The sequence below is a fragment of the Streptomyces oryzae genome, from assembly GCF_017676365.1.
In the GTDB taxonomy this organism is placed as follows: domain Bacteria; phylum Actinomycetota; class Actinomycetes; order Streptomycetales; family Streptomycetaceae; genus Streptomyces; species Streptomyces oryzae.
This window is the reverse complement of the sequence record NZ_JADKMA010000061.1, coordinates 20,933-35,999: the sequence shown is the minus strand read 5'-3', so window position 1 is coordinate 35,999 and position 15,067 is coordinate 20,933. Positions and strand designations below refer to the sequence as shown.

16 protein-coding genes and 2 pseudogenes are annotated in these 15,067 nt (G+C 67.3%); 7 read left to right on the top strand and 11 right to left on the bottom strand.

Features of this window, described 5'->3' with window-relative positions:
* Positions 1–177: 177 nt before the first annotated feature.
* On the top strand, positions 178–603 hold the full coding sequence (gene panD, locus ITI46_RS14390; protein ID WP_209239916.1) for an aspartate 1-decarboxylase: 426 nt from the start codon (positions 178–180) through the stop codon (positions 601–603).
* A gap of 40 nt (positions 604–643) precedes the next feature.
* Here the strand turns inward: panD and ITI46_RS14385 are convergent, their stop codons facing one another.
* Positions 644–1,537, bottom strand: coding sequence for an NmrA family NAD(P)-binding protein (locus ITI46_RS14385; RefSeq protein ID WP_209239915.1), 894 nt, complete (start codon positions 1,535–1,537; stop codon positions 644–646).
* Here ITI46_RS14385 and ITI46_RS14380 point away from each other — a divergent pair.
* Complete coding sequence (locus ITI46_RS14380; RefSeq protein ID WP_247745975.1) at positions 1,527–2,300, top strand: TetR/AcrR family transcriptional regulator; 774 nt, start codon at positions 1,527–1,529, stop codon at positions 2,298–2,300. The two genes, ITI46_RS14385 and ITI46_RS14380, sit on opposite strands and share 11 nt — an antisense overlap.
* Before the next feature lie 64 nt (positions 2,301–2,364).
* Here ITI46_RS14380 and ITI46_RS14375 read toward each other — a convergent pair whose 3' ends face one another.
* The gene (locus ITI46_RS14375; RefSeq protein ID WP_307808167.1) at positions 2,365–2,955 is read right to left on the bottom strand and encodes a Uma2 family endonuclease; all 591 of its coding nucleotides are present in this window, start codon (positions 2,953–2,955) and stop codon (positions 2,365–2,367) included.
* Between the two features lie 201 nt (positions 2,956–3,156).
* Here ITI46_RS14375 and ITI46_RS36035 point away from each other — a divergent pair, with 201 nt between their 5' ends.
* Positions 3,157–3,384 carry a hypothetical protein gene (locus ITI46_RS36035; RefSeq protein WP_209239913.1) on the top strand — a complete coding sequence of 76 codons (228 nt, stop codon included), beginning with the start codon at positions 3,157–3,159 and terminating at the stop codon, positions 3,382–3,384.
* 114 nt (positions 3,385–3,498) lie between these two features.
* On the opposite strand, the gene ITI46_RS14365 is transcribed toward ITI46_RS36035, so the two are convergent.
* The gene (locus tag ITI46_RS14365; protein WP_307808166.1) at positions 3,499–4,044 is read right to left on the bottom strand and encodes an ATP-binding protein; all 546 of its coding nucleotides are present in this window, start codon (positions 4,042–4,044) and stop codon (positions 3,499–3,501) included.
* A gap of 191 nt (positions 4,045–4,235) precedes the next feature.
* Here ITI46_RS14365 and ITI46_RS14360 point away from each other — a divergent pair, with 191 nt between their 5' ends.
* From ITI46_RS14360 to ITI46_RS14350, 3 genes are all read left to right on the top strand, one after another.
* Positions 4,236–5,078, top strand: a complete 843-nt coding sequence (locus tag ITI46_RS14360; RefSeq protein WP_209239912.1) for a helix-turn-helix domain-containing protein — start codon at positions 4,236–4,238, stop codon at positions 5,076–5,078.
* Entirely contained in the window at positions 5,075–5,281 is a 207-nt protein-coding gene (locus ITI46_RS14355; RefSeq protein WP_209239911.1) for a DUF397 domain-containing protein, read from the top strand. The genes ITI46_RS14360 and ITI46_RS14355 overlap by 4 nt, the downstream gene beginning before the upstream one ends.
* 77 nt (positions 5,282–5,358) lie before the next feature.
* Positions 5,359–5,613 carry a hypothetical protein gene (locus ITI46_RS14350; protein WP_209239920.1) on the top strand — a complete coding sequence of 85 codons (255 nt, stop codon included), beginning with the start codon at positions 5,359–5,361 and terminating at the stop codon, positions 5,611–5,613.
* Here ITI46_RS14350 and ITI46_RS14345 read toward each other — a convergent pair.
* Positions 5,593–6,240 carry a hypothetical protein gene (locus ITI46_RS14345; protein WP_209239910.1) on the bottom strand — a complete coding sequence of 216 codons (648 nt, stop codon included), beginning with the start codon at positions 6,238–6,240 and terminating at the stop codon, positions 5,593–5,595. The two genes, ITI46_RS14350 and ITI46_RS14345, sit on opposite strands and share 21 nt — an antisense overlap.
* 351 nt (positions 6,241–6,591) lie before the next feature.
* Positions 6,592–6,753: pseudogene (locus tag ITI46_RS36030) on the bottom strand (RHS repeat domain-containing protein); the annotation flags it as partial.
* A gap of 141 nt (positions 6,754–6,894) precedes the next feature.
* On the opposite strand from ITI46_RS36030, the gene ITI46_RS14335 reads away from it, so the two are divergent.
* Complete coding sequence (locus ITI46_RS14335; protein ID WP_209239909.1) at positions 6,895–7,062, top strand: hypothetical protein; 168 nt, start codon at positions 6,895–6,897, stop codon at positions 7,060–7,062.
* Between the two features lie 129 nt (positions 7,063–7,191).
* Here the strand turns inward: ITI46_RS14335 and ITI46_RS14330 are convergent, their stop codons facing one another.
* The 6 genes and pseudogenes from ITI46_RS14330 to ITI46_RS14305 all read right to left on the bottom strand — a co-directional run bounded on the left by ITI46_RS14330 (position 7,192) and on the right by ITI46_RS14305 (position 14,785).
* Entirely contained in the window at positions 7,192–7,611 is a 420-nt protein-coding gene (locus tag ITI46_RS14330) for a hypothetical protein (protein WP_209239908.1), read from the bottom strand.
* A 329-nt stretch (positions 7,612–7,940) separates the two neighbouring features.
* Positions 7,941–8,261, bottom strand: a pseudogene (locus ITI46_RS34790) (RHS repeat-associated core domain-containing protein); the annotation flags it as partial.
* 458 nt (positions 8,262–8,719) lie between these two features.
* Positions 8,720–9,199, bottom strand: coding sequence for a S1 RNA-binding domain-containing protein (locus tag ITI46_RS14320; RefSeq protein ID WP_209239906.1), 480 nt, complete (start codon positions 9,197–9,199; stop codon positions 8,720–8,722).
* Positions 9,199–13,710, bottom strand: coding sequence for a putative T7SS-secreted protein (locus ITI46_RS14315; protein WP_247745973.1), 4,512 nt, complete (start codon positions 13,708–13,710; stop codon positions 9,199–9,201). Before ITI46_RS14315 ends, ITI46_RS14320 begins: the two co-directional genes overlap by 1 nt.
* The gene (locus tag ITI46_RS14310; protein WP_209239905.1) at positions 13,710–14,378 is read right to left on the bottom strand and encodes a hypothetical protein; all 669 of its coding nucleotides are present in this window, start codon (positions 14,376–14,378) and stop codon (positions 13,710–13,712) included. Before ITI46_RS14310 ends, ITI46_RS14315 begins: the two co-directional genes overlap by 1 nt.
* Positions 14,378–14,785: an SseB family protein gene (locus ITI46_RS14305; RefSeq protein WP_209239904.1), complete on the bottom strand. Its 408-nt coding sequence runs from the start codon at positions 14,783–14,785 to the stop codon at positions 14,378–14,380. The genes ITI46_RS14310 and ITI46_RS14305 overlap by 1 nt, the downstream gene beginning before the upstream one ends.
* Positions 14,786–15,067: the final 282 nt, after the last annotated feature.

Genomic DNA, 15,067 nt, shown 5'->3' with positions numbered 1-15,067 from the left:
GTACGGCTGTGATGCCGTACGGGCCCTCTTCTGTTCGGGGTGTCCTCTTCTGTTCGGGGCGTTCGGGGCGCCGTTCGGCCCTCTTCGTCTGCGCGGCTTCCGCTCGTACGATGGACGGGTCGGCGCGCACCTCTGACTGAAGGGGGCGCGACCCTTCTTTCTCGTACGGAGTGAACTGTGCTGCGCACCATGTTCAAGTCCAAGATCCACCGGGCCACCGTCACCCAGGCCGACCTGCACTATGTGGGATCGGTGACCATCGACGCCGAGCTGATGGAGGCGGCGGACCTGCTGCCGGGCGAGCTGGTCCACATCGTCGACATCACAAATGGGGCCCGGCTGGAGACCTACGTCATCGAGGGCGAGCGGGGGAGCGGCGTCATCGGTATCAATGGCGCGGCGGCGCATCTGGTCCACCCCGGGGATCTGGTGATCCTGATCAGCTATGCGCAGGTGGACGAGGCCGAGGCGCGGGCGATGCAGCCGCGGGTGGTGCACGTCGACGCGGAGAACCGGATCGTGGGGCTCGGGACCGATGCGGGAGAGCCGGTGCCGGGGGCGGCGGACATGGCGCGGAGCCCTCAGGCGGTCCCGGCACGCTGATCAGTCATCGGCCTTCAGCCATCGGCCATCGGCGCCGAGGTCATACGGCCTCCACCGCAGGCTTGAGGGTGTCTTCGCACCACTGCCGGAACGTGGTGGGGGTGTCGATCGCGTGCTGCGGAGTGCGGGTGATCCCCTCGTCCAGGCCGTTGTCCTTGGCCGTCATCATGTCGAGCATGCCCTGGGCCATGGCGTCGGACATGCCGCTGCCGGTGAGCTGCTCCTTGAGCGCCTGGCCGGTGATCTGCTGATACCGCACCGGGGTTCCGAGTACGTCGGAGACGATGGCGGCCCGGTCGTTGAGGGACAGATCCTCGGGGCCGAGCACCGGGACCTCCTCCTGGCCGGTCCAGGTGGGGTCGAGCAGCAGCCGGGCGGCGACGGTGGCGATGTCGCGGATGGCGACAGTCGGCAGCGCGTGCTCGGGGGAGTGGGTGTAGAAGAACGCGCCCTGTTCCTTGATCACGCGGGCTTGCCACAGCATGTTGTCCATGAATGAGGGCATGGTCAGCGCGCGGTATGCCGCGCCAGTGGCTGCGATCATGTCGTCCATGGCCAGTGAGGCGGTTACGTGTCCGGCGCGGTCGGCGTAGGGCGTGTTGCGCCCCAGGGCGCTGATGCCTACGACACGTTTGACGCCGTGGTCGGCGATTGCCTCGGCCGCAGGGCGGGTGAATTCGGCGAACGCCTCGTCGAGGTTGATGGCGTGGTGGTCGGTGGGCAGCAGCCAGAACAGGGTTTCTGCGCCGTCGAGGGCACGGGCGACGACCTGCGGATCGCCGTGCGAGCCTTGGACGACCTCGACCCTGTCGCGGATCTCGGCCGACAGCTTGGCCGCGTCGCGTACGACGACGCGGACCGGCTGGTCGGCGGCGAGGACGCTGTCGAGGACCTGGTGCCCGATGTTGCCTGTGGGAGTGGTGATGACGATCACGTGGTCTCTCCAGGGGTGGGACGGATGCCGGTTGGTGCAAGTAAACTCTACCGTACCGTTTACTTTTGGGGATGCAAGCGAGATGAGCGGAGAAGGTGCATCGCGCCAGGGCGACGCGCAGCGGCGGCGGGGTGAACAGAAGCGCGGGGAGGAACTGCGCCGCCACATCCTGTTCGCGGCCAAGGACGTGTTTCAGGAGACCGGCTACGAACGGGCCTCAATGGACGCGGTCGCGCTGCGCGCAAAGACGTCGAAGCGGTCGCTGTACGCGCACTTCGAGAGCAAGGACAAGCTGTTCCTCGCCGTCCTGGACCTCATCCGCGAGCTGTACCTGGGCAGATTGAAGACCCCGGACGCGTACGCCGAGGACCAGGCGGAGGCGGTGACGCTCTTCTGCGGGCGATTTCTACAGCTCATGACATGGGAGCCGCAGGTGCGCACCTGTCGGCTGAGCATCTCCGTCGCCGAGCGACAGCCCGGCAGCTCCAATGCCTACTTCGACGCCGTGATCGCCAGCACCCTTGAACGTCTGAGTGCCTACCTCGCCGAGCACTGTGCCATGTCCGTCGCCGACGGCACCGCGCTCGCGGAAGACCTCATCAGCCGCACAGTTCTGCCGCGGCTGCTGCGTACCCTGCTCAACGTCGAGAGGCCGATCACGGATGATCCGGACGATGCGGCTCTGGCCGAGCAGGTCGACCTCGACGCGATGCGCCGCGTGGTCGCGACGGCGCTGCCTTCTCGTCCCGCGCGGCCTGAGTGAGTGGTGCCGTCGGGAACCGAGGTGCGGCCGGTGTTGTGCGGGCGCAGCGGAGACGGCTCGCTGGTCAGGGCGTGTAGCGGGGGAGACCGTCGGTCGAGATGGTCCACTCGCCGATGGTGATGTCCTCGCCGTAGACGAAGTCCTTGCGGGTGGCATAGCGAGGGCCGGCAGGCGTGGGGTGGATGTCGGAGAAGACGGCGCCCTCGCCGGTACGCGGATCGAAGATCACGCAGATCGGCACTCCGAGCAGCGGATAGTCCCGCACCTTGCCCGACCAGTCGTTGTCCGGGTTGGACCGCGATACGACTTCGATGGCGGCGAGGAGGCTACGGGGATCGAAGGAATCCTCGACCTCCATGTCGGTCTCGGCGATCACCATGACATCGGGGTGCCGGAGCACACCTTCCGCCACGTCCTCCACATCGGGCGTACCTGTGTGTGCCAGAAGCTCGTCCGGCATCACCTTTTCCAGTCGACGGCTGATGCGAGCTGCCGTCAGCTCGTGCGGCCCTCCCGGCGCCATCATGTCGTGAACGATTCCTTCCTTGGTGATCTCCAGCTTGCCGGGCACCCCGTCGTGCATGCGGCGCACGATGTCGCGCATTGCCTGGTACTGGAAGGAGTGGTGCTCAGTGTGGTGCGGGGTGATCGTCACGGCGCTCGCTCCTCTCTGCCTGACCGGAGACCAGGCCATTAATGCTAGTCGGGCTTCGGCGTGCGACGTGTGTGTCCGGCGCGGGTCCGGCAGTCGCGGCAGCGGCCGGGGGTGGGGGCGCGGAAAGGGCGTTCGCAGTCGGGGCGCTCCTGGAACGGGTCCGGGCGGCTCCGTGGTGGGGCGGCGAGCAGGGGTCGGCAGTTGGGCGATGAGGCGGTGTGCGAGCAGGGCGGCAGGGCTGCGGAGTGGACCGGCGGGCAGGTGAGCGGTCAGGGTGCGGCGTGCGGCCTCCGGCCCGGTGCCGCGCTCCAGCCAGGCGTCGACGGCGGGGGAGAGGCGGGCCACATCCCGTTCGGAGAGCAGGAGCCGGTCGTCGTCGCGGCGCAGGGCTGCAAGGAGCGCGGTAGCGGTCGTCTGCCGGGACGGTAGGGGCGGTGCCGGTGCTGGTGGTAGTTCCTCGGTGGTCAGGCCCTTGATCGGGATTGCCGTCCCGGCCGGGGGCCGTCGCATGTGTGCGGCTGCCGTGCTGGAGCCTAATGCCGGTCAACGGGCTTGCACGTCAGTCAAGTTGGCTTCGTTCACTCGTATGGGTGAGGGGAGGTTGGTGGGGCTTGATGTCGTGCGGCACCGGGACGCCGCCGACCGCGATCCGGTGAGCACGACGCCGACCGGCAGGGCGATTTCAGCCCACACTGTCTTGCGGGGCAATGGCCCGTACGTCACACCCCACCGCTCACTCATCGCCGCGACGAGCAGCAGCCCGCGCCCCGACTCCGCCTCGACCGGTGGAACATACGGCGGCTGTGCAGCGTCTGGAGCTCGCTCGCTCCGGGTGTCCGTCACCTCGACACGGAGGACGCCGGGGGCGTCGGCCGTACGGACCCTGAGCCGGAAACTCCGCCCCGGAACCCGGCCGTGCAGCGCCGCATTGGCGGCCAGCTCGCCGACCACCTGCGCGGCGGTCTCCGTCGGCAGCCCGCGCGAGCTCAGCTCGGCAACAGTGAGGAGCCGCGCGAGCCGCGCACCGCGCCGGGTGGAGGACAGCAGAACGGTGAAGTCCAGGGATTTCGTGGCGATTTCATTGGTCACCTCACCCAGCGTGGCCGCGCGTGCGCGCTCTGGACAGCGTCGACGAGCGCACCAGCGAAGGCTGTCCGGGAGGGCAGGCGGAATAGTACGGCTTGTACGCCGTAACCGAAGCAGTCTTACAAATTCTGTGACAAACCATGGTTCGCCGTTCCTATGGTGTGCGTACCGAATGCGGATGGAGGGGGTTACGCATGCCTGAACACGACGATGAGGAATGGGGGGCGGGGCTGGAGGACGACTCCAGCGCCGTACTCCGGGCGGTCAGCCGCCAGATCAAACTGTGGCGCGAGGCAGCGGGAATGACCCAGCCCGAACTGGGCGCGGCCATCGGCTATGGCGAGGAAATGGTCTCCGCGGTGGAGCGCTGCAAACGGCTCCCCAAGCCGGAGTTCCTTGACGGTGCGGACAAGGCGCTGGGCGCGAACGGGAAGATCTCCGCGATGAAGGTGGACGTCAAGGAGGCGCGGTACCCGAAGAAGGTGCGGGACCTGGCGAAGTTGGAAGAGAAGGCCGTGGAGCGTGGCGCCTATGGCGACCACAACATCGACGGCCTGCTGCAGACGGAGGAGTACGCGCGAGCGCTGTTCGCGATGCGGCGCCCTGCGTTCAGCGAGGAAGAGATCGACCGGTTGGTCGCAGGACGGATGGCTCGACAGGCCATGCTCGAACGCCAGCCAGCCCCCATGCTCACGTTTGTCCAGGAAGAGGTGACGCTACGGCGGCTTCTGGGCGGCAGAATGGTGATGCGACGTCAGCTCGAACACATGCTGGAAGTGGCGCAGTTGCGGCACGTGACCCTTCAGGTGATGCCCACAGAGTGTGAGGAACACGCAGGCATGGCGGGCGAGCATCGAGTGCTGAAGCTCAACGACGGTACGACCTTGGGATCCACCGACGCTCAGCTCACGCACCGGCTGATCTCTGACCCCAAGGAGGTGCAGATCCTCGAAATGCGTTATGGCATCATCCGCTCGCAGGCACTCACGCCGCGTGAGTCGTTGGCCTTCATCGAAAAAGTCCTGGGAGAGACATGACGCTGAAGCTTCCCACCGAAGACGGCTCCGTGCTGGAGTGGATCAAGAGTAGCTACAGCAGCAATGACAGTCCGGACTGCGTGGAGGTCGCGGCGACCCCTGGCTCGATCCACATCCGCGACTCCAAGAACAAGCCAGGCCCGCAACTCGCTGTCGCTCCGACCGCCTGGGCCGACTTCATCTCGTACGCGGCCACTCGCTGATGCCGACGCCCGCCGGGTCCCCGCCTCGCCGAGACGGGAACCCGGCGGTGTTCCGTAGAACGTCACCACCCTGGGCGGTGACGACTACTTACCTCATCGCGGCCGGTGCCGCCGTGCTCCTGCTTCACGGCAAACGCCGGGGCGCGGACCTGGCCTGCGCCATCATGGTGACCGACCTCGCCGCCAACCGGTACGCGGTCCACGGCATCCAGCACAGCGACTTCCTCGCCGAACCCGGCCTCCAACGCCTCGGGGCCTTTGGCGCGTTCGTACTCGTCATCACGCCGTTCCTCCGCAAGCACCTCCTCGGCTCACCGGGCCGGGGGGAGTGACGGATTCCTCGGCCAGAGCGGCAGATCGGCGTGCTGGACCCGGTAACCGCCCTTGGTGACGGGTGCGAAGGCGGCGGGCGCCATGCAGGGGCCCACTGGGTACTCCTTCTGCCCGTCGGAGTCGAACGTCGAGTTGACGCCGTCCGCCCAGGAGAACCCCACCCGGTCCGGGCCCTGGTCCCGCGACGGCTTGCCGGGTCTGTCCGCGCGGCCGTCATGGGCGCTGAAGCCGAGCCGTTGCCCCACCCAGTCCGGCCCTCCGGCGCTCACCTTGGTGATGACGGCGGTCAACGTGGCGCTGCCCGGCGCGGTCGTCATGCAGTCGACCTTGCCCTCGGCGGTGTACGTGGTGTCGCGCTCTGCCGAGTAGTGGGAGACCTTCACCGTGCCGTACGCGTCGGTCGGCAGCCCGGTGGGCACGCCGGGGACCGGCTTGCTGTAGGGGGCGGCGTGCGCGTCGAATGAGATGGAGCGGATGTCGGCGTCGTTCACGTACGGCAAGCGGAACTCGGCCGACCCGGTCACACTCGCCCGCTCCGGCCGCTGCTGAGACCCCTCGGCCGATGCGGCCGCGGAGCCGCCGACAACTGTGAGCGAGGCAAGCGCGGTGACGCTGACAATCGTCACCGCGCCCGCCTTGCGCGTACGGGCAGTTGAGAGATGGGGGCGCGGGAACGTGCCAGAAGGCATGGGACTCCAGTCGTCGGTGTGGGCGGTGGGCCGAATAGTCCACCCCTGCCTGCCACCGATCCTCGGGCCCGCGCCGCCCCACGTCGTCACTCCCCGGACGCAACCGCGCGTGAGGCTCCGGTCGTACTGTCCCGGCCGTCGTACGCATGAAGGCTGACGCCCGCCGCGTGCGCCCGGCATCGGGGGTCAGGGTCGACGAGCTCGTGAACCGAGGCCATGAGCTGGTCTTTGGCGACAGACATACAGCGGGTGTCGTCGCCTCGCATTGTGAGGGGCGGGCCATCCTGGCGCGTCCCAGGTGTGTCGCCAGGTGTCCGGCTTCTTCGACAGGCGGGGCTTCTGACGAAGGGTGATGCGGCCCGCTTCGTCGTAGGTGTAGCGCTCGGTCCAGCCGCGGGCGTGGACGGCCGTGACGCGGCCGATCGCGTCCAGGTCGAAGGTCGCGCGGCCCGGAGACCCGGGGGTCCCATACCTGGGAGATGGCGAGGCCCCCGGTGCCGATGTGGCCTTCCGTTTCGCGGCGGGAGGTGTCCGCGGACTCGTCCCGATCTCGGCACTCCTGGCAGTGGGGCGCCGGGAGCGGGCGTCGGAGTGGTGGGGGATGCCGGCTGCGCCTTGGGCGTCGGCTTCGGCTTCGGCTTCGGCCGTGATGAGGGCCGGGGCGGTGGTGCGGTGTCCGTGACGCTCGCGTTGGAGTGCGACACCGTGTGGGTGGCGATCCCGCCGCCCGGTGTGCGGGGCGCGGCGCGCGCCACGTAGCCGTACGCCTCCAACTCGCTTTGGTCTTCATCGAGAAAGTGCTGGAGAGGCGCCCGGCACGGTCCGCATCCCTGACTCGAAGGTCACGGGGCCCTCAGCTCGCCGTCGCCCCGGCCGCCGGGGCCGGCTTCATCTCGTACGACAACCAATCGCTGATGCCGACCCAACCGTGCCCCCGCCTCGCCAAGGCGGGGGCACGCTCGCGTCATCTGAACGGGGGTACCAGTCTCTCGGGAGTCCCTGGATCTGCTGGATCTCGGCCACTTGGTCGTTCACGATACGGAACGAGGAATAGGTCGGCGGATAGTTGACGGCGGACATGGAGTGTTCCCGGCTGGTCACGACCAGTTCTGTCTCCTCCTCTGTGCCGCCCCGCAGACGGGAGCGGAAGCCGATGGAGGGGTCATTCAGGATGTCGACGTCTTCCTGCGGGGAGTCGCCCGGTCGGAAGGTGATCCGCCACACCGTTTCCCATTCGCCGCTGTCCAGTTCTCTGAAGTCGCCCCATTTCGTTTGCCGCAAAAAGGAGGCCGAGTATTCGGGCTTCATCTGCCGGGAGTGATCGGGTCCATCCATTGCATTGCCTTGTTCAGTTCGGGGAACGAGTCGGGGTGGAAAATGGTTTCCGGCGGTACACCTTCCCCCACTTCCCGCACCGTCACATGACCCTGGGAGATCAGTTTCTGGTACGTCTCTTCGGGCATGCGGCCGATGAGGACGCTGGCCGGGGAGTCGGCGCTCTTCCGCAGCCCCCACTCATAGGCCGACTGGACACCCGGGTGCGTGGGCCCGTTGACTTCGTGCGGGTAGAAGTGGCCTGGCCTGGCGAGGGAGCCGCTGCTGGTGGCGGGGGCGCGACATCCTCGCTGAGTCCGTTGCTCTCGATGTTCTACGGGATTGTGGACATAGGTCGTGTTGTTGGGTGCGGGGTCGAGGCCCAGGGGATCGGGCGTCACATAACGGGCTGTGGGCGGGTCGTAGTAGCGGAAGTAGTTGTAGGGGAGACCGGTCTCGGGGTCGTGGTACTGGCCCGGGAAGCGGAGTGGAGTGTAGGTGGTGCTGTCGGTGTGCCAGGTGGTGGTGCCCCAGAGGGCGGACTGGCTGCGCCAGGTAATAGCACCCCGGGAATCGACCAGCTCTCTGGGGGTGCTCACCAGATCGGTGACGATGGCGTAGAAGCGGGAGTCCATCTCCTGCTGGTGGATGCGTTGGTGATGAGTTCTGTCTGGGTGAGTTCCCTCACCGTGGGGTTACCGGTATCGTCACCTGCGATTGCGCGTCGGGACTGCGCGATGGCTTGCGGCGTCAGCTACTCATTCTTGAATATCGATTCCGCGGACTCTTTGCGTAGGCGCTCGGCGAGCCGCTGCCCCTCGGCTGATCCGGATAGGAGGTTTTCATTCGCATCCTTGCCCTCTTTCCCGGTCAGATTCAAGTACCGTGGTGCGAGCCCTAGCGGGTCCCGAACAGGGGTCGGTTGGCCACTGGATAGTGAGATGGGAGTCGGGGCAAGGCCGACTCCAAGAAGACGCAGAGTCCGCAGTTCGCCGTCGACCCGACGGCCTGGGCGGCTTTCGTGGGAACGCCGCTGCGACTGTCCCCGGCTGAAGTGCTCAGCCGGCCTGACCGGCTCCGCGCCCTCGACGGTAGAGAATCATCAATCAGGCAGGCTGAGAACGATTCGACGCTCGTGAAAATTGATCGACGAGACGATGACGGAATATGTCTGCCCAATCTCCACCGATTTCAGGTTGTTGGAGAGCTCGGCTGCCGGGAGGAAAGCGGAGATATCCTTCTCGAGTGCTAGGAACACTCCGACGGGGGCGATCTTTTCTACCGTCCCGGTTGTCGTCGTTCCGATTTGGGTTCGCGCGAAGTCGATAAGCGGGTCATGCTCGAGTTCTTTAAGGGACAAGGACACTTGATCGCGTTCAGTGTCCACGCTGAGAACAACCCCGACAACCTTCTCGCCGACCCGGGCAATCTGCTCGGGGTGGGTGAAATGTCTCCAGGACAGGTTGGGGGCTGTCACGACGCCGGCAGTGTGGCCGAGGTCGACGAAAAGTACGGTAGCCGAGCTGGCGGTGACGGTGCCCGTACATACCATTCCCGGGTGCAGGTGTTCGATGGATGACATTAATCCTCCCATTTGAATCCTTGGTAGAAGTTCCACCATTTCGGTTTTTCCGCGAGGAAGGAATTGAACCGAGTAATCTCCTTCTGTGGGATTAGCCACTGATATTCTCCGGGCTTGTTGTCGTGGGTCCTTCGATATTTTTCCGGTGGAAAGGCTTCTTCGAAACCTTCCTTCATCGTGAATTCATGGTAGCCGTCTTCATGGGTGCCCTGAGTGGCGTACTTCTGGGCCACATCTTCGGTCTCGCCGAGATAGGCTGTTCCTTCTCCATGAGGAGTGTCAGGGTGCAGAGTCGGGTCAAGACCTTCCGCCTCCCGGGCTCGGTTTCCTCGCGCTGGTGCACGGTAGAGTTTGAGGGGCTCCTTCGGACAATCCGGCGAAAGTCCTAGGGGGTCGATCCAGCAGTCCGGATTGTCAACATAACCAACCGGGTTGGGGTCTGGCGCGAGCCCGCGAGGATCGGGCGTGATGTATCGAGCCGTCTCCGGGTCGTAATGGCGTAGGCAGTTGTAGTGCAGTTCCGTTTCGGGGTCGTGGTACTGGCCGGGGAAGCGGAGTGGGGTGTAGGTGGTGCTGGTGGTGGGCCAGGTCGTGGTGCCCCAGAGGGTGGAGCGGGTGCGCCAGGCGATCTCACCCTGCTCGGAGACGAGTTCGGTGGGGGTGCCGACGAGGTCGGTGACGATGGCGTAGAAGCGGGAGTCTATTTCCTGCTGGGTGGTTTCGTCGGTGATGCGTTCTGTCTGGGTGAGGGGTGTGAAGCGGTTGTGGTCCCAGGTCAGGGTGACGGGGTGGGGGAGGTTCGGGGCGACTGTTGTCTGCTCGATGAGGGTGGGGCCGTCCCAGGTGAAGGTGGTGGTTTCGGCCTTCTCTTCGCCTGCCATGCGGTGTTTGGCTACCCGACGGCCCAGGGGGTCGTATGCGTAGCGCCAGATGGTGCCATCCGGTGTGGTGACCTCGGTGAGGCGATCCTCGGCGTCCCAGGCGTAGCGCCAGGTGTCCGGCTTCTTTGAGAGGCGGGTCTTCTGGCGGAGGGTGATGCGGCCCGCTTCGTCGTGTTCGTAGCGGACCCTGCCGGCCGAGGTGATCCGGGTGCCGTCGTATGTACGGGGGCCGATGGCTTCGGGCGAGGCGTGGGTGGTGGGCCACGACGCTTCCGTCTGGTTGCCTGCCTCGTCGTAGGCGTACCGCTCGGTCCAGCCCTGGGCGTGGACGGTGGTGACGCGGCCCATCGCGTCCAGGTCGAAGGTCGCGCGGCCGGAGAGCAGGTCGTCCACCTCTGTGAGGTAACCGTCCGGTCGGTATGTATAGGAGCGTTGCTGGATGGTGTCCCCGGCCTGTAAGGACTGCGTTTGCAGCCTGCCTGCCGGGTCCCACTCCTGGGAGAGGGTGAGGCCCCCGGTGCCGATGTGGCGTTCCGTTTCGCGGCCCGCCGCGTCGTGGGTGAAGTCCAGGGTGTGGCCTGATGCCGTCAGTGAGGTGCGGTTGCCTGCCGCGTCGTAGGTGCTGGTGGAGACGGCGCCGGTGGGGGTGGTGCGGCGGGTGCGGCGGCCGAGGGCGTCGTAGGTGTGGGTGAGGGCACGGCCGTTGACCAGTTCGGTTTTGATGCGGCCGAGCTTGTCCCGCTGGTAGCGGAGTTCGGCCTCGGGACCGTTGGCTTCGAGGAGGCGGCCCGCCGGGTCGTAGGCGTACGTGGTGACCTTGCTCGCCGCGTTCTTGCGTGTCGTGCGGCCGAGTGCATCGCGCTCGTAGGCGATCTCCTCGCCCAGGGGGGTTGTCCGGCGGACGAGTTCCCCTGCCGCGTTGAGCTCGTACTGCTGTGTGCGGTTGTCGAAGTCCGTCTCCGCGATCAGGCGGCCTGCGGGGTCGTAGGTGTAGTCCCAGGTGAGGCCCTGGGGGTTGGTGACGCGGGTCATGCGCAGTTCCGCGTCGTATTCGAACTCGTAGCGCATGCCGTCCGGGCCGGTGCGGGCGGTCAGCATGTCGAAGTGGGTGTACTCATAGCGGGTTTCGCCGCCCGCGGCGTCGATGTGGCGGGTGCAGTTGCCCTCGCCGTCCCACTCCCAGTGTTCGGTGGCCCCGTCGGGCGTCGTGCGGGAGGCCAGGTGGCCCTCGGTCGTCCAGGTCAGCGTCGTCACCGCGCCCAGCGGGTCCACCAGCCGCACCGGGCGGCCGAAGGCGTCGCGCTCGTAGCGAGTGACGCCGCCGAGCGGGTCGGTGATCTCGACAGGGAGGCCCGCCGCGTCGCAGCGGACCTGTGTCGTCGCGCCGAGGGCGTCCATCACCGCCGACAGGTGGCCCCGGCCGTCGTAGGTGTAGCGGGTTGTGTTTCCCGCCGGGTCGGTGAGCGACGTGCGGTTGCCGTACACGTCCCACTCCCGGCGCCATACCGCCCCGTCGGGGTCGGTCGTGGTGACGGGGAGGCCCAGCTCGTTGCGGGTGGCCGAGGCTGTTGTGCCGTCTGGGCGGCGGACCGCGGCCAGGCGGCCCGCCTCGTCGTAAGTGAACGTCGTGGTGCGGCCGAGGGCGTCGGTGTGGGAGAGCGGGCGGTTGTACGCGTCCCGTTCGGTGATGGTGCGGTGGCCGAGGGGGCCGACCTGGCCGACGGTCTGGCCCCGCTCGTTGAACAGGTGGCGTGTCGCGTGTCCGGCGGCCGTTGTCACCGTCGTCACCCTGTGGCCCGTGGCGTTGTCGATGCCGTCGTAGTCGATACGGACCTGCATATGGCCTGCGGTGCCGCCTTCGGCGATGACGCGGTGCAGGTTGTCGTAGACATAGTCGTAGCGGCGGCCGTTGGTGTCGGTCCAGGACACCAACCGCGCCTCGTCGTCGTACTCGAAACGGAGGGGGAGGCCGGAGGAGTTGGTGACCTCGGTGAGATTGCCGTCGGTGTAGCCGTAGCGCAGCACCGTCGTGTCGCTGTCCGCGCCGATGAGGCCCAGCGCCGACACGCGGCCGTGCTCGACCGTCAGGCGCACCACGTAGCCGCCGCTGTGGACGAGGCGCAGCGGCGTGCCGGTCTGCTCGTCGTACTCGAAGGTGATGCTGTGCCCGTTGCGGTCGGTGATCTGCTCGATCCGGGCCGCACCATTGTCCGAAGCGCCGCCCTCCGGCGGGGCGAAGTGCCGCACCCACCCCGCGTCCGGCTCCGTCAGCGTGTAGCCGCCGTCAGGTGTGCGCTCCAGCGGCATCCGGGCGTCCCCCGACGACGGCAGGGTGGGGACGCCGGGGGCCGGATGGGCGTACGACAGCAGACGGCCGTCCTCGGCGACGAAGACGACGCCCTCCGCGTCGATCTCCAGCCGCTGGTCCACCGTCGAGGCCCAGGAGGGGCCGAACCAGTGGCCGAGGCGGTAGCCGGACTCGACATGGCGGGTGAAGGTCAGCGGCAGTGTGCCCGGCAGCTCCAGGTCCGTCTGTGGCAGGAACATCAGTCCCGTTGCCAGGTCAATGGGGTCGGTGTCACCGGTGCAGCGCTTCTTCGGTGGGGTGTCCGACCCGCTCTCACCCTTCCTCTTGAGCGTGTCCCGCGCCCGGGACATCAGCTTTCCCGCGCGGCCCGCCTTCGCCGCCGCACCCACGCCCTTGGTGCCGATCAGTTCGGGGATGAGGCGGCCGATGCCCTCGGCGGGGTCCTTCTTGAAGGCGTCCAGCATGGCTTTGCCGGTGCCGACCGGGTCGTTGGCGGAGCGCACGATGCCGGTGACGGTGGAGTTGAGGTTGGTGACGTACTCGGCGGGGTGGGTGATGTTGTAGGGGTCGGTGGGGTTGACGCTGCGGACGAAGTTGACAAGTCCTGCGGTGCCTTTGACGATGCCGCCCGAGAGATGGACGGCATCCAGGCGCAGCCCGGTGAGGCCGTCGCCGGCCTGGTCCCAGTAGTCGGGCTTGGGCGGGGCGGCGTCGCGGGCGGCCTTGACGGCGGTCTGGGCGCGGGATGCGGCCGTGTTGCGCTGGGTGCGGGCCTCTTTCAGCTGCTCTTCGGCCTCGTCCTTCTTGTCGTCCTTGTATTTGGCGACGGCCTCGCGTGCCTGGCCCTGGGCCCATTCGACGGTGCCGGCGAAGTCCTCCAGCGCGCCTGCGGCCTTCTCGCAGGCGTTGGCGGCCTTGATCCACTTGGCCGGTTCCAGGCCCACCTTCTCCCAGAAGGCGTCGGCCGCCCTGCCTTTGAGGTTTCCCTTGTTCAGCCCCTTGAGGCCCTTGGCGACGTTGTCGAAGGCGGTCTGGAAGTCCTTCAGATGCTTGGCCGTCGAACGGATCTTGCCGGCGCTGCCGAAGACGAGCTTCTTCGGGTCCTCGGTCTCGTCCAGCTGGAACTCGGAGGTCTGGGCGCCCATCGCGTTCGCCGCCGAGCGGGACTTGTCCCTGGTCCAGTCCGCGCCGCTCTCCCAGCCGACGTCGTCCATCCGGTCGGCCGTCCAGTTGCCGGCGCCCTCGACGACGTCGCCGGCGCCCTCGACCAGATCCTCGCCCTTCTCCTCGATGGAGTCGGGTACGAAATCGCGCCAGCCCATCAGCCCTGGCCCCCCTCGGCCCCTTCATTCCCCTGTTGCTGTGCCGCAGCGCGCTCTTCCGGCGACGGGCCGAACCACTCGTCCCGCTTGGCCTCGATCTGCTCGTCACTCATACCGGTGGCGCTCTGCGCCATGTCCATGTACATGCCGCCGCGGCCCTTGGTGGTCAGCTCGCGGCCGGTGTCCTTCCAGTCCTGGGTGATGTCGTCCCCGGCCTTGCGGAAGGAGTCCATGCTGTAGTCCGGCGCGTCCGGGGTGACGATGTCGCCCCAGCCCTGCTTGACGACCTCTTCCTCGCTGGCGTGCGGGTTGCCCGTGAGCGAGTTCAGGCCGACCTTCAGGGCGCCGGCCGCGTACTGGTCCTCCTCGTGGGCCATGCCAGCGGACAGGCCGAGCTTCTGGGCCAGCGCGTTGGCGTTCTGCACCAGCGCGCGTACGCCCCACTCCCACTTCTCGCAGAAGTCCTCGAAGTCCGTGGAGAGGCCGTAGTGGCCCATCTCCATGCCGGTCAGCGACAGCTCCTCGAAGCCGGCGCCCTGGAGCGACGATGTCGCCGAGCTGCCCGACTCCTTCAGTTCGTCGATGGCGCCTTTGAGTCCTTTCTCGATCAGGTCGAGGGACTCCTTGTTCCACTTGACGCCGTCGTCGCCCGCGCCGCCGTTGCCCATCAGAGGGCCTCCCCCTCGTCGGTCCCGCCTACGGCCACCTCGTCAGGGACGATCCCGGGCGCGGGCGGAAAGAGCATGGAGCCGTCCTCGTCCGCGATGTCGACGGCCACGCCGGTGGGGCCGTCGAGCGCGGGGATCACGGCGTCCAGCAGCCGGGCGCCCACTACGGACACGTACTCCCACTCCGCGTCCGGCACCCCGCCGCTCCCTGGCTCCCGCGTGAACCGCGCCAGCGCTGCCTCGTCCGTGAACGCGAGAATCCAGCGCACCCCGCCGAAGCTGCGTGTCAGCAGCCGGTCTCCGGAAACCTGTGGCACCAGCACCGCGGCGCGCCGGAACTCACCCAGCAGCGCGCCGGGGTCCCCGGTCCCGGCACGCATTGCGGCAATTTCTCCCCGAAGCTCCATATCCGGTCCACCTCGTCCCCCTCGTCCGTGGCCGGTACTTCACTCAAGCAGGGTTGCGGGTGCTCACGCAATGCCACTCTGGAGTTCCGCTAAGTGATCTTTTGAATTCACGCGCGCCGACGGATGCCTTTGTGGTACTGGAGAGGCTCGTGTGCCGGGGCGATGCGTGCGTGCACATCGGCCGGGAGTGTGCTAGAGGCCCGATTGGCGACCGCTCTGGCCTCTATGGCACACTGTCCAGGTTGCTCGGTTGAGTGCCGATGCTGCGCGCCTCCCGCCGGG

Bases quoted from the DNA above. Each gene is read 5' to 3' on its own strand.
- ITI46_RS14360 (WP_209239912.1), top strand. From the start codon at position 4,236: ATGCCTGAACACGACGATGAGGAATGGGGGGCGGGGCTGGAGGACGAC.
- ITI46_RS14320 (WP_209239906.1), bottom strand. From the start codon at position 9,199: ATGTCATCCATCGAACACCTGCACCCGGGAATGGTATGTACGGGCACC.
- ITI46_RS14380 (WP_247745975.1), top strand. From the start codon at position 1,527: ATGACGATCACGTGGTCTCTCCAGGGGTGGGACGGATGCCGGTTGGTG.
- ITI46_RS14355 (WP_209239911.1), top strand. From the start codon at position 5,075: ATGACGCTGAAGCTTCCCACCGAAGACGGCTCCGTGCTGGAGTGGATC.
- ITI46_RS14330 (WP_209239908.1), bottom strand. From the start codon at position 7,611: ATGAAGCCCGAATACTCGGCCTCCTTTTTGCGGCAAACGAAATGGGGC.
- ITI46_RS14315 (WP_247745973.1), bottom strand. From the start codon at position 13,710: ATGGGCTGGCGCGATTTCGTACCCGACTCCATCGAGGAGAAGGGCGAG.
- ITI46_RS14305 (WP_209239904.1), bottom strand. From the start codon at position 14,785: ATGGAGCTTCGGGGAGAAATTGCCGCAATGCGTGCCGGGACCGGGGAC.
- ITI46_RS14310 (WP_209239905.1), bottom strand. From the start codon at position 14,378: ATGGGCAACGGCGGCGCGGGCGACGACGGCGTCAAGTGGAACAAGGAG.